Origin of the sequence: Saezia sanguinis, from assembly GCF_003991585.1 — a bacterium.
GTDB lineage: Bacteria > Pseudomonadota > Gammaproteobacteria > Burkholderiales > Burkholderiaceae_C > Saezia > Saezia sanguinis.
Genome location: NZ_PQSP01000008.1, coordinates 1 through 14,046, shown reverse-complemented (window position 1 = coordinate 14,046; position 14,046 = coordinate 1). Strand labels below are relative to the sequence as shown.

The 14,046-nt window shown below is 50.2% G+C and carries 16 protein-coding genes, 1 tRNA gene and 1 pseudogene; 8 read left to right on the top strand and 10 right to left on the bottom strand.

Annotation, left to right across the window (positions count from 1 at the left end; all coding sequences use genetic code 11):
• Nucleotides 1-92: 92 nt before the first annotated feature.
• Both CUZ56_RS11970 and CUZ56_RS11965 read right to left on the bottom strand, forming a co-directional pair.
• Entirely contained in the window at nucleotides 93-461 is a 369-nt protein-coding gene (locus tag CUZ56_RS11970) for an RnfH family protein (RefSeq protein ID WP_126980639.1), read from the bottom strand.
• On the bottom strand, nucleotides 451-909 hold the full coding sequence (locus CUZ56_RS11965) for a type II toxin-antitoxin system RatA family toxin (RefSeq protein ID WP_126980638.1): 459 nt from the start codon (nucleotides 907-909) through the stop codon (nucleotides 451-453). The genes CUZ56_RS11970 and CUZ56_RS11965 overlap by 11 nt, the downstream gene beginning before the upstream one ends.
• Before the next feature lie 49 nt (nucleotides 910-958).
• Here CUZ56_RS11965 and smpB point away from each other — a divergent pair, with 49 nt between their 5' ends.
• Nucleotides 959-1,423, top strand: a complete 465-nt coding sequence (gene smpB, locus CUZ56_RS11960; protein ID WP_126980637.1) for an SsrA-binding protein SmpB — start codon at nucleotides 959-961, stop codon at nucleotides 1,421-1,423.
• 110 nt (nucleotides 1,424-1,533) lie between these two features.
• A complete protein-coding gene (locus CUZ56_RS11955) occupies nucleotides 1,534-2,607 on the top strand; it encodes a hypothetical protein (protein ID WP_126980636.1) in 1,074 nt (357 codons plus the stop codon).
• A 152-nt stretch (nucleotides 2,608-2,759) separates the two neighbouring features.
• On the opposite strand, the gene adk is transcribed toward CUZ56_RS11955, so the two are convergent.
• The 6 genes and pseudogenes from adk to CUZ56_RS11925 form a co-directional block, all read right to left on the bottom strand.
• Entirely contained in the window at nucleotides 2,760-3,416 is a 657-nt protein-coding gene (adk, locus tag CUZ56_RS11950; protein ID WP_126980635.1) for an adenylate kinase, read from the bottom strand.
• 365 nt (nucleotides 3,417-3,781) lie between these two features.
• Entirely contained in the window at nucleotides 3,782-4,567 is a 786-nt protein-coding gene (kdsB, locus tag CUZ56_RS11945) for a 3-deoxy-manno-octulosonate cytidylyltransferase (protein WP_126980634.1), read from the bottom strand.
• Between the two features lie 129 nt (nucleotides 4,568-4,696).
• Nucleotides 4,697-4,861, bottom strand: a pseudogene (locus CUZ56_RS16205) (Trm112 family protein); the annotation flags it as partial.
• A 44-nt stretch (nucleotides 4,862-4,905) separates the two neighbouring features.
• Nucleotides 4,906-5,976 (bottom strand): tetraacyldisaccharide 4'-kinase, encoded by a 1,071-nt coding sequence (gene lpxK / locus CUZ56_RS11935; RefSeq protein WP_126980632.1) that lies wholly within the window; start codon nucleotides 5,974-5,976, stop codon nucleotides 4,906-4,908.
• Between the two features lie 83 nt (nucleotides 5,977-6,059).
• A complete protein-coding gene (locus CUZ56_RS11930; RefSeq protein ID WP_126980631.1) occupies nucleotides 6,060-6,476 on the bottom strand; it encodes an ExbD/TolR family protein in 417 nt (138 codons plus the stop codon).
• The gene (locus CUZ56_RS11925; protein ID WP_126980630.1) at nucleotides 6,473-7,102 is read right to left on the bottom strand and encodes a MotA/TolQ/ExbB proton channel family protein; all 630 of its coding nucleotides are present in this window, start codon (nucleotides 7,100-7,102) and stop codon (nucleotides 6,473-6,475) included. Before CUZ56_RS11925 ends, CUZ56_RS11930 begins: the two co-directional genes overlap by 4 nt.
• A 384-nt stretch (nucleotides 7,103-7,486) precedes the next feature.
• On the opposite strand from CUZ56_RS11925, the gene CUZ56_RS11920 reads away from it, so the two are divergent.
• Nucleotides 7,487-8,137 (top strand): FMN-binding negative transcriptional regulator, encoded by a 651-nt coding sequence (locus tag CUZ56_RS11920; RefSeq protein ID WP_126980629.1) that lies wholly within the window; start codon nucleotides 7,487-7,489, stop codon nucleotides 8,135-8,137.
• Here CUZ56_RS11920 and CUZ56_RS11915 read toward each other — a convergent pair.
• Entirely contained in the window at nucleotides 8,123-8,431 is a 309-nt protein-coding gene (locus CUZ56_RS11915) for a hypothetical protein (RefSeq protein WP_126980628.1), read from the bottom strand. The genes CUZ56_RS11920 and CUZ56_RS11915 overlap by 15 nt on opposite strands.
• Before the next feature lie 30 nt (nucleotides 8,432-8,461).
• On the opposite strand from CUZ56_RS11915, the gene CUZ56_RS11910 reads away from it, so the two are divergent.
• The 5 genes from CUZ56_RS11910 (at nucleotide 8,462) to CUZ56_RS11895 (ending at nucleotide 12,036) form a co-directional block, all read left to right on the top strand.
• Complete coding sequence (locus CUZ56_RS11910) at nucleotides 8,462-8,722, top strand: hypothetical protein (protein WP_126980627.1); 261 nt, start codon at nucleotides 8,462-8,464, stop codon at nucleotides 8,720-8,722.
• Between the two features lie 257 nt (nucleotides 8,723-8,979).
• A tRNA-Arg gene (locus CUZ56_RS11905) sits at nucleotides 8,980-9,051 on the top strand.
• 709 nt (nucleotides 9,052-9,760) lie between these two features.
• Nucleotides 9,761-10,153, top strand: coding sequence for a response regulator transcription factor (locus CUZ56_RS11900; protein ID WP_126980626.1), 393 nt, complete (start codon nucleotides 9,761-9,763; stop codon nucleotides 10,151-10,153).
• A gap of 24 nt (nucleotides 10,154-10,177) precedes the next feature.
• Nucleotides 10,178-10,351, top strand: coding sequence for a hypothetical protein (locus CUZ56_RS15815; RefSeq protein WP_162615339.1), 174 nt, complete (start codon nucleotides 10,178-10,180; stop codon nucleotides 10,349-10,351).
• Nucleotides 10,348-12,036, top strand: a complete 1,689-nt coding sequence (locus CUZ56_RS11895; protein WP_126980625.1) for a GspE/PulE family protein — start codon at nucleotides 10,348-10,350, stop codon at nucleotides 12,034-12,036. Before CUZ56_RS15815 ends, CUZ56_RS11895 begins: the two co-directional genes overlap by 4 nt.
• An 11-nt stretch (nucleotides 12,037-12,047) precedes the next feature.
• On the opposite strand, the gene CUZ56_RS11890 is transcribed toward CUZ56_RS11895, so the two are convergent.
• The gene (locus tag CUZ56_RS11890; protein ID WP_126980624.1) at nucleotides 12,048-13,535 is read right to left on the bottom strand and encodes a PAS domain-containing sensor histidine kinase; all 1,488 of its coding nucleotides are present in this window, start codon (nucleotides 13,533-13,535) and stop codon (nucleotides 12,048-12,050) included.
• Nucleotides 13,536-14,046: the final 511 nt, after the last annotated feature.

The window sequence follows — 14,046 nt, the reverse complement described above, 5'->3', positions numbered from 1 at the left end:
ATCTGGCTGCAAAATGGGAGCCACCCCGCATCCCTGCGATCGTGCGCAACCACCAGCGCAGAAAACACGGCAAAAGATGCACATAAATCAGGTTATGGGCCCTTATAACCCGGACGGTGGCGCGACCGTACCGGCCCTTGCTTCTTATAGCGCAAGCGGCGTGCCTCTTTCGGGTCAACCGTCAACGGGCGGTAAATTTCAATGCGGTCATTCAGGCGTAACGGGGCATCCAGCCTGGTCTGACGGCCCCAGATACCAATATGGGCCGTTTGCAAATCAATTTCAGGAAACCGGGCACACAGCCCGCTGGCAATGATCGCGGCTTGTACGGTGGCAACGCCATGCGCATCTTGAATTTTTGATAAGGATACTTTGACAGCAACCGTCTGCCGCGCTGCAGGCGAATAAATCACCTCAACATCATCTGCCAGCAAAGGTTCTGGCAGTGCATCACTTACCATAAACGGTATTGGCCCGCTTGATAAATGCCTCAACCTGTGAGTTGACAATGCGGTCAAATACCGGGCCCAGCACAAACTCCAGCGCTTTGCTGGAAAATTCGTAACTGATCTCAAAATTGATGCGGCAGGCCCGCGGAGGCTCGGTTTGCGGGGGCGTTGCAGGCAGTTCGGTAAAAGTCCAGACGCCTTTCAGTGACGAAAAAGGACCGTCCACCAGATCCATGGTCACCGACTTTCCCGGTTCATGATGGTTGCGGGTGGTAAACTTCTGATTGATGCTGCCATAGCCGATGCCCAACCGGGCCACCATGCCCTCAGGCAAGGTTTCCACCACTTCGGCACTGCTGCACCAGGGCAAAAATGTAGGATAGGCCTTAACATCAATAACCAGATCATACATTTCTCTGGGGGAGTACCAGATTAAAACGGACTTTTTAACATTTTTCATACAATTGCACTCTATTGTAAAAGAACTTAAATAACTGACTTGTCAACCCATGTCTATTGCAGAAAACAGAAAAGCCAGATTCAATTACATTCTGGAAGACAAATACGAAGCAGGCCTGGTGCTCGAGGGCTGGGAGGTTAAGGCCATCCGCGAAGGGCGCGCCCAACTCACTGATGGCTACGTGGTTATTCGTGATGCAGAGCTGTACCTGATCGGCTGCCAGATCAGCCCGCTTAAAAGTGCATCTACCCATGTCAAGCCCGAAGCCGCCCGCACCAAAAAACTGCTGCTGCACAAGGAAGAAATCAGTCGCCTGATCGGCAAAGTCGAGCAGCGCGGCTACACACTGGTCCCGTTGAATCTGCACTACAGCAAAGGCCGTGTCAAAGTTGATATCGCTTTAGGCAAAGGCAAAAAAACACACGACAAACGGCAAACCGAAAAAGACCGTGACTGGGACAGAGAAAAAGCGCGCCTGATGCGGCATAAAACCACACGCAACCCGGATGCATAAGCAAATCTCTGTTCTATAGTCGCCCAGGCAGCAAAAATTCTTGCGCCCTGAGTTCAAGCCATACGCCACAGCATGATCAAAAGGCACGTTCATCAACAACCAACAAACCCATGACAACTTTCATTCTATTTTTTGTTGGCGTATTGGCCACGCTTGTCGACCCTATTCACGCCATTGTTGCATTGGCTATTGGGGTTTTATGTAAATCGCACCTCACGCGATTGGGCTTTTCATTGCTGGCCGCACTGGTCATGACGTGCTTGATCCTGTCCATGCAAAATCCACTGGGAGGTAGAATCAATGGCGTGTTGTGGTTTATAACCGCGTTCACCGGTTTCTGTCTGGTTGCTTACGTGATTGCGGGCATCAAATACCTTTTAGCGTCTCCTGAAAAGCGTGAAAAGTCAACGCAGGATCGTATTCAGGAAAAAGAAAACCAGAAACAACAGCAGCTACAGCAAAACATCAATACCTACATCCACATGGCAGACAGTCAAACTACAAACAATCCCGAGACTGCCTTGGAAGGCTACACAAAAGCATTACAAATGATTGGTGAACTTGCCCAGCCTTTAAACGAAGAAATGCAAAAACAGGCCACACAGGTTTCCGACAAAGTGATGCACCTGCGTGCACAACTGGAAACTCCCTCACACATTGAACATCCGCCAGTTCCAACACCACAGCAAAATACATTTTCCCAAGAATCATCACCGCTTCAAAAAACACCCTATACGGCAGAAAAGGCAGCCCCGCTGCAAACAACACCTCAAACGATACCTGTTCCTGAGCCTGCCGTTTCCCTTTCTCACAACACCACAACGCAGCAACAAGAAAATACCACTCCATTTGCGCCAGATCTGGCCACACAGCCTGATTCAGCAAGCAATAGATGGAGCCTTGAGCGTCAAGCCGCACTGGCACATAATATCCTGCATGGCAAAACCACCATACAACAGGCCAGCCAGATTTTTAGCCTGCCTGTCCCCACTGTAGAATGCTGGGTAGAAGAAGCTTTACGGCAAATGGACAACACGGTTGAGCCTGAGACGCATGCGCCTCATAAAGCAGCCCATTCCCAAGCACCCCAGCCAGAAGAGCTGCAGGCGGCTTATGGCGAAGCCATGCTTGAGATCCGCATGCTGAAGAAAAGGATCGAACAGTTGGAACAGCAGAACGACTAACGGTCTCTCAGTCTCGCAGCCATAGCCATTCCGGCCAGCGCTCGCAATCAGCGCCCCATCCCTTACTAGGGGCAGGACAGTTTCACATATAAAAAACCCGGCACTGCATCAAACGCACAGTACCGGGTTGTTGTGGCTGTTGCCAGAAAAAATCAGGCTTTTAATGCGTCCGTCACACGTTGTGTAATTTCCTGCACAGAGCCTACACCGCTCACCTTGCGGTATTTCGGCGCGTCTGCTGCACCGCTGGTAGCCCACTGCCCATAGTAATCGACCAAGGGCCGTGTCTGGCTCTGGTATACGTCCAGACGCTTGCGCACGGTTTCCTCTTTGTCATCATCACGCTGAATCAGGTCTTCACCGGTGATGTCGTCCTTCCCCTGTACCTTGGGGGGATTGTGTTTGATATGATAGGTACGCCCTGAAGCAGGGTGCACACGGCGGCCGCTCATGCGGTCAACAATCTGCGCATCGGGCACATCGATTTCCAGTACAAAGTCGAGCTTGACACCAGCCTTTTTCAAGGCATCGGCCTGCGGGATGGTACGCGGAAAACCGTCAAACAAAAAACCGTTGGCACAATCGGGCTGTGTGATACGCTCTTTGACCAGACCAATGATGATGTCGTCAGACACCAAACCACCACTGTCCATGACTTTTTTCGCTTCAACCCCCAGTGGCGTTCCGGCTTTCACGGCTGCACGCAGCATATCGCCAGTGGAAATTTGTGGAATACCGTATTTTTCGCAAATAAATTGAGCCTGGGTTCCTTTACCGGCGCCTGGTGCACCCAATAAAATCAGTCGCATTGAAATACTCTCCTTTTATTCATTGAAAGCTGTCAAAATAACTGCCCAACTTCAGCCATCAACGTCATGTGTTCATAAATGAAATGTCTACAGTTGATTGTATGGCGTCCGGGTAGCCAAATGTAATTATGGTATTCCATACATTTTAAGGATAAATCAACGTCCCGCGGTTCTTCGCATGTGCAAGTTGATCATTCCTGTGCGCGTATCCATTACATCACAACGGCACCGCGTAACACACAACCCCTATCCGCATCAAAACGGTTTTTCTTGCATGCCACATCCTTAAGACTGCAACAAAGCACTGCGCTCCCAGCAAAGACAGCAGCTCCGGCAATACCACATCTGTCATTTCAGACTGTTATTCACCTTGCAGCCAATGCTGCACGCACCCGCTCCAGATCGGCCGGAGTATCCACTCCAGGGCCTGGGCGCTCAGACGTCACATGTACCGCGATGCGTTCCCCGTGCCACAAGGCACGCAATTGCTCCAGTGACTCCAGGCGCTCCAACGGTGCTGCCGGCAATGTCGGGAAGCGCTGCAAAAAAACCACCCGATAGGCATAAATGCCAATGTGCCGCAGTGGCAAAGGCATATCTGCCCCCGGTTCTGGCAGATGCGGGACCTGCCCTGCCGAATGCGCCAGATTGCCATCACGCCACCACGGAATCGGCGCCCGGCTAAAATAGAGCGCCCGCCCGGCCGCATCGCAAACGACTTTGACCACATTGGGGTTGGCATACTCTGCCTCATCATCTATCGCATGTGCTGCGGTACTGATGGCACAGTCCGGATTGTTGTTTAATACACGTGCACAGGCATTAATCAATTGCGGCGGCATCAAAGGCTCATCGCCCTGCACATTCACCACAATGTCGCTGCCAGACAGTCCGAGCAGGCTGCTAGCCTCGGCCAGACGGTCACTGCCACTGGGATGGTCTGCTCTTGTCAGCACCGCAGACACGCCATGCTGTACACACGCCTGCACAATGCGCTCATCATCCGCAGCCACTGTGACACTTTTCGCCTGGCTCTGTGCCGCACACCGGGCAACACACACCACCATCGGCAAACCATTGATATCGGCCAGTGGCTTATCAGGCAGCCGGGTCGACTTCAGGCGTGCAGGAATAATGACATGAAAATCCATACAACCCGATCATTCAGATTTGTCTTGTTCTGCAACTTCATTTTCCGGCGCATGTTCCTGTGTATCCGGGGCGGACGCTGCCACAGGCGCTTTCATTTGGTTGGCATGTGGCTTGCCCTGGGCTACCCACTCATCCAAAACCACCGCTTCAGTTTCAAGCATGATGGGAATACCATCATGTATCGGAAACACCAGCTTGGCCCCTTGCGAGATCAGCACCTGGTGCTCTTTATCATATTCAAGCGGCCCCTGTGTTACCGGGCATATCAGCAGTTCAAGCAATTTACGGTCCATAATTCATGTCACTCCAGTGTTCATCGGCCACAAGCAGCCACTCTCTATGGCTGCCCCGTGTTTGGCACATCTGCCAGCAATTGATCCAGGCGCTGCATAAACGCCCTTTCAGGCTCATAGTCCAGCGCAACCACATGCAGTTTTTCCTGATGAGGTAATTGTAGGCATTTAGCCGCATCTTTTTCGGTAATCAGGATGATGTCTGAGCGAATTGCCTCAAACGGCGATTGCGCAAAGTCATAATGGTCCGGCAGCGGCAGCGTCTGTTCCAGCTTCACCCCGGCCTGCGCCAGCATATTAAAAAACCGCTGCGGATGCCCAATGCCAGCGGCTGCCGCAACACTCACCTCTTGAAGCTGGCACTTAGCAACCAGCGCAGCCACAGGCTGCCATGACCGCTGTGCAGGGCATGTGCCAGCCCAGGCGCTCAGCGGCAAATAGCCTTTCAGCCCGCGTGTCACCATGTACCCCGGCAGATCGACAGAAGGCGCATCGGCGTTATACAAAACCAGATCAACTGAGCGGGCTCTCGAAAGCGGCTCACGCAAAGGTCCGGCGGGCAGCAGCCAGCCGTTGCCGGCCCCACGGTCGTCAAACACCGCAATTTCAATGTCACGCCCCAGTGCATAATGCTGCAACCCGTCATCACTGAGCAGCACCGTGGTTGCAGGGTAGCGCTCCAGCAGCACCTGTGCAACCTGCACACGCTTAGCGCCTACAAACACAGGCACGCCAGTGCTGCGCTTGATCAGCAAGGGTTCATCACCAGTCTGCGCCGGGGTACTGTTGTTGTGCACTTCAACACACGGGGTATTGTCTTTTCTGCCATACCCGCGGGAAATCACCCCTGGCTGCCACCCTGCCTGCTTCAGGTGCTCAACCAGCGCAATCACTGTCGGCGTTTTGCCGGCGCCACCTGCGGTCAGATTGCCGACCACAATCACGGGTACAGACGCTTTCCATGGTTGCCGGACCCGCTGCAGCCACCAGCGGCGCACTGCACTGATACCCCTGAACAACAGGCTTGCCGGCCACAAAACACACGCAACACCACCGCGCCGCTGCCAATACTTTTCTTTTGCAGCAGGTTGGGGTTGTTCGGGCGAGCTTGTCATATAGGCAGCCACATCGTGTGAGATGAATGTTGAATGATACAACAACAAAACGGTTTGGCCCGATCGGGCCATTTCAATTGAGGTCAGGGCTGCTCGCTGCGGGTGGCAAATGTCAGGCGTGAAAGCCCTGCCTGTCTGGCAGCATCCATCACATTGACAACCGACTGATGCGAAGAATTACCATCGGCATTGATCACCACCATGGACAGTTCATGCTCCCCGGCTGCCGCTCTCAGTAACTGTGCCAAATGCGACACACTCGGGTCACTCACAATCGCGCCATTGATGGCAAATGTACCATCTGCTGTAACCACCACATCAACTTTTTGCACCGTCATGTTCTGCTGCTCTGCATTGGCATCAGGCAAACGGATTTGCAATGCGGCAATGCGGTTATAAGTGGTCGTCAGCATTAAAAAGATAATGATCACCAGCAATATATCGATGAACGGGATCAGATTGATCTCCAGTTCATCCAGGGGACGATGGCGGAATTTCACTTGGCACGCTCCAGCAGACTCAACAGATGCCGCGTAAAGCGCTCAGAACTTTGCTCGAGCAGCAGAATATAGACTTCAACCCGGGAACGGAAATAACGGTAGAACAGATACGCCACAATCGCAATCATCAGGCCAAACGCCGTGTTATAAAGCGCGACAGAAATACCGTGTGCAACCTGCGCCGGGTCCCCTTGTCCGGCAGCCTGCTGGGCACCAAAAATCTCGATCATGCCGATCACAGTACCAAACAGCCCCAGCAAAGGCGCTACATAGGCAATGGTTGCCAGTGCAGGGAGAAAACGCTCCATCACATGAATAGCCAGCCGGCCGGCGCCTTCCATCGTACTGCGCAACTCCTCCTCTTTCACCTCCGGGTTTTGCTGCACGGTCTGCAAACCTGTAGCCAAAACACCGCCAAGCACTGAGCTTGCCGCCAGTTTTTTAATGGTCTCAGGAGAAGGAATTTTCTTTGCGCTGGCACTGATCGCTTCTTCCAGCGTCTTTGCCGGAATGATCTTGTCACGCCGCAAACTCAGAAACCGCTCCACAATGAATACAATTGCAGCAAACGAACACAGAATCAAAAACCAGATGGGCCAGCCAGCAGCCTGAATGATGGAAAACAAAGAACGCCTCCTCAGCTCAAAATAAATTGACACCCGTAATTATCACCCGAGACGCCCCCGTTTGGGAAGCCGCCCAAGTTACCCCCTGTTCCTGTGGATAAGTATGTGCGTAAACGCGTATACACATATCCAGATGCTTGTCTTCATGCGGGTTTGAACAAATTGCCTAGTTTTTAATCTAAAAAAAACATAAATAAAATCAATATACTACGATGATCTTTCAGCATTTCAAGGTAGTTTAAATGGCATTTTGCTACGGCAACAGTTTATCACTGCATTGCATATGACCCCGGTCGGTTTCTGATCCGGTACACTCTTTTACAATAAGACTCCAAGCCCTACCAGAAAAAACAAAACCCGATTCTTACCAGAAGGAACCTCCACATGTACATTCCTGCCGCATTCAAGCTCTCAGATCTGGCAGCCCTGCACCACCATATAGAACAGCACCCCTTTGCCACACTGGTCACCTTCTCAGCGGAGCACGGGTTGCAGGCCAGCCATCTGCCGCTTTCATTACACCGGCAACAAGGGCCATACGGCACCCTAGTAGGACACCTGGCACACAAAAATCCTCTGTGGCAGCAGCATGATTCTTCACAACCTGTACTGGCCATTTTCCACGGCCCGCACAGCTACATTTCACCCGGCTGGTATCCGACCAAAAAACAAAATGGCAAAGCCGTACCTACATGGAATTACACGGCTGTGCATGCATATGGTCACATGCACACCACCACAGACCGGGCAGAACTCAGAGCCGATTTGACACAGCTCAGTGACCAGCACGAACAGGCCATGCCCAGCCCATGGCATTTACACGATGCACCGGAACCCTATATCAATGCCATGCTTAACGCCATTGTTGGTATACGCATTGAAATCACACAGCTTCAGGGCAAGAACAAACTTTCGCAGAACCAGCCCATGGAGAACCAGCAGGGCGTCATAGAAAACCTGCGCGCGCATGCGCTCCCCAACACGCCAGCACAAGAAATTGCAGATTTGATGGAACAGCAATTACGCGCCAAGTAACACCAATGCCATCCGCCAGATCTTCCGCGATGCATCCGCAATACCATGAGAAGCTAAGCGGCTGCATCGCGTCATCCAGCCCCATATGACACCTGAATGATGCGCCCGGATAACTGCTGCCACAGGGCCGCCTTTCTCAATACCCCCGAAAACAGGTACTTTTGCACACTTTGCAGATAAACATATCACGCCGTCGTTAATTTTGTGCAACAAACGCGCTGTAGCACCAGAAAAGGCCTTATCCATACTAATGCCATGGATATAATTCGTTGAGGGCATTTTTGCATTGAACATTTCGATAGTGCCCTGTCAAGAAAGGTAACTATGAAAAAATCTATATTCGCATGTCTTTTTTTGGGCGCAGCACTGGTCGGATGTACAACCCTGTCGGGCGAATACATCATCACAGCACATGATCAAAACGGTAACCCGGTAAGCAGCAGCATTTCATCACGGGCACAAGGAAAAGGTATTTATACCGTGCGCGATGCAATCTGTTCCGCATATCCGAATGCAATTGTGGTCATCAAAAACGCACACACAGGGGAAGAACTCGAAGACGAGAGTCCTTATCAATGCAAATAAGGCTTTTGGTATGCCACTGTGGCAGACAGCCGGTCAAGCTGTCTGCTTTTTTCTAAGTACGAGAGTGGTATCCCCCCCACCTCGTCTGCGCCTTATAAGTAAACACCTTCCAGATCAGTAAAAAATCACCTCTTCCAAAAGAAGGTGAAGCCCTTTCCTGCTCAATATCTGCCGCCCTGCCAGGATAGTTTGTACAACCATTCAGTTTAGTCCCACCAAGTGACAGCGCCGCGAATGTAGCATAAAATGGCAGGCCTGCCGCCGTAGTTCAATGGATAGAACGAGCGCCTCCTAAGCGCTAGATACAGGTTCGATTCCTGTCGGAGGCACTCTATACGTTGTATTGAAGCGGCTTTCAAGGCCGCTTTTTATTCCCCCGCTATCTCCCGCACATCAATCATCTGCCCATTGGCATAGCCATTGCTGTCGCATTTTGCGGCTCATGGATACTGCGTCTGACGGATCGCAATCCTGTTTAAAGCTGCCCTCATCTGTGCCTTGTCTGCAAGCAACTGGTCTTTTCCAAAGGCTTCAAAATCACACGTTTTGTCCAAGCAGCCATCAGGCATAAACGGGCAAGACCCAACTTAAAAAAGAAATAATCAAAGGTGTCATCAGAATAAATAAAATTAACCTGATCGCATCCCCTTATACCCAAAGTGGGTAACTTCAATGGCTGCGAAGCAAACCACATTGTTTGCTCTATATAATCAGGTTTAAATCTTCTTTCTGCCAAATAAAGTCTGTATTTTTCGCTTTAAGGTGCTTTAAAGTTTAACCATTCTGATATTAATAGGCTATATGGCAATAGTGTGATAACACATCCGCATAGAATCAAACAATCGCGTTTATTTTTCATATTTTTGTAGTACTGTTCTTCATATATTGGCTTTTATACAGCGTTGAGAATTTGGAACTGCCAATATATGGGGGTTTCTGAATTTTTAGAGTTCAGAAGGGACTTTAAGAGAATGAAATATCTGTTAAAGATTAAGTCATTTCTCTAATTTACACTCTACGTTTGAGGATAATGAAATCATGCCAAGAAAAGTGCGGGTACTGCTTGCAGACGACGAAAAACACGTTCGTACATACATAAAAGCGGTTCTAGTGGGCCTCGGCTGCGAAGTCGTTGGAGAAGCCGAGAATGGATCAGAAGCCGTGTCGCTGTATCAGGAAACATCTCCTGATGTCGTCTTGATGGACGTGAATATGCCCGGAAAAGATGGGCTTGCTGCACTTCGCGACATCAAGAAAACCAATCCCAATGCCGCAGTAATCATGCTGACATCACTTTCTGACATGGCAACAGTTCACTCTGCTGCCGAGCTTGGCGCCCTGCAATACATCCGAAAAGATACGCCTGTCGCGGAACTGAAGCAAATTATTGTTGAGGCATGGAAAGAGCATCTTAACGATGCCACAGAATAAACCTGCAAAATAGAAAGCTGATATATGGACATGGTAGAAAAACGTGATGATTTCGATGTCCCCAGATTTGACCTGCAGCAAATGTTGAAAGAGGTTGAGTCGGAAACAGGCATGTACGGACAGAGCAGTGTTAAGCAGGCCGACATCACCGAATTGTTCAAGAAAAAAGAAAATAAAGACAAAAGGCCTCAATCATGAATACCTCTGCATTCCTTCCCAGTGTGATACAGAATGGTCTGGCCGATGAAACGGAAATTCGAACGCTTCTGAGATCATCCGGCGGTGACAACCTCACCATAGCCAAGCAGTTGTTTGAAACTCTCGAGCTGACCAAGGACCGGAATTTGCTCGCCAAGCTGTACAGCGACAGTATCGGCAAAGCCCATGTGCCATTGGGAAAAACACTCTTCCAGCGGGAAGCACTGGCCTTACTGCCAGCAGAGATAGCAAAGAAACTGCTTTGTATTCCTGTTTACAAGATGGGAGATACTTTAACAGTCGCAATGGCTCATCCTGAAGATACAGCTGCGATCGCCAGCCTGGAAAAACTGGTTGGCTGCCCTGTCAGCACAGTATTTGCCTTCCCTCAGGAAATTGAAAACAGCATCGACATTCAATATGAAACAACGGATGAACTAGAAAAGCTTTCGGACCAGCTTGCTGCAGGCTCGCGTGCCCCAGAAAAGATGGATACAGCCCAACTGAAGGAGTTGGCATCCTCTACCGGAGTGGTCGAACTGGTCAGAGGCATGTTGCTGTATTGCTTACAGAACAATGCGAGCGACATCCATATTCAGCCCACAGCAAAAACACTGAATGCCCGGTTTCGCATTGACGGACAGTTGCGAACCGTTTTGCAGCTCAATAAGAATGTAACCCCCACAGTCATGTCTCGCTTAAAAATCATGGCGAGCCTGGATATCACCGAACAGCGTCACCCACAGGATGGGAGGCTGTCTCTCGAACTGAAAAACAGTACCTACGACTTTCGGTTGTCTACGGTCCCAACCGTTTTTGGAGAAAAGGCTGTCATTCGTGTGATTGGATCAGCCGATCAAGTGGGCAAACCAATTGATCAACTCAGCCTCAGCACTCGAAACCAAGGCCTGCTGACTCACCTCATCAAAAAGCCCAACGGCGTGTTTTTTGTCACCGGACCAACGGGTTCCGGCAAAACGACCACACTCTATTCAGTACTGTCCAAAATCAACCGTCCCGAAATTAACGTGATTACCGTAGAGGATCCTGTTGAACTTCGGATAGATGGCATTACGCAGATCCAAACCAATGCTGCAATCGATCTGGATTTTGCAGAAGTGCTTCGGGCTGTCCTTCGGCAGGACCCACAGGTCATACTCATTGGTGAAATCCGCGATCTGGAAACCGCCCGAATCGCTATGCAAGCCGCCCAGACCGGCCATTTGGTCATGGCCACCATGCATACGAACAATGCATTGCAGGCCATAAACAGGTTGATTGAAATCGGAGTAGATCCATTTATGGTTGCTCCTTCATTGGTGGGTTCTATGGCACAACGGCTGGTACGGCGGATATGCGAGCATTGCAAAGAAAAGTACGAAGCGCCCAAAGAAGTCATCGATCAACTTTTTTATAACCACCCTCCTGAATATCAGGGATACTTTTACCGAGGATTGGGTTGCGACGCATGCAATCACAGCGGGTACTCAGGCCGGGTCGCAATACACGAAATCTTTATCATGACAAACCGGCTGCGCGACCTCGTTATGAACCGCGCATCATCCGTCGAGCTGTACAAAGAAGCCTTGCGCCTGGGGTTCCGGTCTATGCGTTACGACGGCATTATGAAGGCCATGCTTGGGATTACTTCACTTGAAGAAGTTGAACGGGTAACAGCCGGATAAAAGCCGCAAAATCATTGCATTGGCAGGCGTGCCCAGAAGTAGGCTCCCTGCCCTGGTTGGCTATCACAGCCAACCTTCCCTTTATGAAGCTCAATAATAGTTTTCACGATCGACAGGCCAAGCCCTGTCGATGACTCTCCTCCAGTCGGCTTGGCACTGAGCCGCTTGAATTTTCCAAAAAGTTTGGACCTATCCTCTTCGGTCAATCCAGGTCCTTCGTCTTTCACACCAAACTCAATCTGTCCCAGGTCCTGAACTTTCTTAAGGCTGACCGTGACCTTCTTGCCCCCCGGAGAGTATTTAATCGCGTTGCTGACATAGTTATCAAATGCCTCTTGCAGACGCGTTTTATCGCCTTGAACAACAACGCCAGGTTCAATCTCATAGGTAATGAGGATTGCTTTTTTCATCGCAGCAGCCTCATTAATGCGAATCAGTGAGGTACACAAAGCGCTGAGATCCACTTCCTTGAAATCAAGCATAGCGCCTTGCTGCTCCAGGCCTTCGCTCTCCAAAATGCCCTTGACAATATTCGACATGTGCAAGGATGCGTCGCAAATGTTCTGGAGAAATTCAATATCCTGTGCTGGTATATTGGGAGAGCTTTTTTTGATGTCCAGCATCAACTGCGCAATGCCATTAATTGCAAGCAGAGGATTTTTCAGGTCATGACTGGCAATCGCCAAAAGCTCTCCTTTTGCTTTATAGGCAGCCTCGGCAGCATCTTTCTTTACCCTCAGTTCCTCTTGTTCACGGCGTGCTGTGATATCAATGATGGATGCCACGGCCACTATCCCTTCTTCGGTCTGAACCGGGTTCAGTCCAATCTCCACGGGGATTTCCGAGCCATCTTTCCTGCGGGCAAAAAGATCACGGCCAACCCCCATATTACGGGTTTGTGGATTTGCAAAAAAACCATCCCGAAGGGCACCATGATGCCCCCGGTACCGTTCCGGCAGCAACATCTCCATTTTTTTGCCAACCATGTCAGCCTCACTGTACCCGAACATGATCAGTGCCTGTTGATTCACCAGCGTGATAAAGCCGGCCTGATTGACCAAAATCATGGCGTTAGGAGCAGAGTTGACTATTTTGCGAAACCGGTCTTCTGCCCGTTTACGTTCAGAAATATCAATGATCGTAGCAAGCACCCATGTTCCATCCACCAGCACCAAGGGGTTCAACCCGATCTCAAGCGGGCATATCGTGCCATCTTTACGCAGTCCATAAAGCTCCCGGCCTTCTCCCATACGCCTCATGACTGATGCATGCATGTATTTGCGGCGCAAGGGAACATGCCCTTTACGGAACTGTTCAGGAATCAGCATCTCCACTGCCATACCAATCATCTCGGAAGAGTTATATCCGAAAAGACTCTCACACTGTTTATTCACATAGGCAATCTTGCCCTCTTGGTTGACTAATAAAACAGCATTCGGCGCTGAATCCACAATCAGGTGAAATGTGATTTCAGTTAACTTTTTTTGATTCAGCTCCATCGTCAATGTCTTTCGCGGGTTTTAACAGGTTCAACTATGATTTAAACGCAATACTCCAAGATAGCCGAAAGCAAAATCCCTCATAGCAGCAGGGCATACATGACTTCTTGGAGCTTATTCATAGCACCGCCACTCTTTTAATGATTGCTTGCAAAAATGGCTCATCAAAGCAGATTTTTAATTTAGCGCCTGTCGGAGGCAATCTATACGCTGTATTGAAACGGCTTTTCATCCCTGTCTGCTGAAAACTTCGGCGTGCCTTTGCCACCCAGCCTTTCAGTATCATTCAGGTTTACAACATTAAACCCGGCAAAAAAACGGCTTTGTCACCCATTGGTAACAAAGCCGTTTGGACTGGGCCTCCCTCTTTTTAGCCTCTAAAAACCTCTTCCCCTCATCAGAAGCTGTAGCGGAACTGCACTTTCAGCGCATGCTCCCGGCTCTGGTTGCCAAACTGTCCTTCGTAGCCGGCACTCAGCCTCATATCGGGCCTGATCTGATAGGTGCCGCC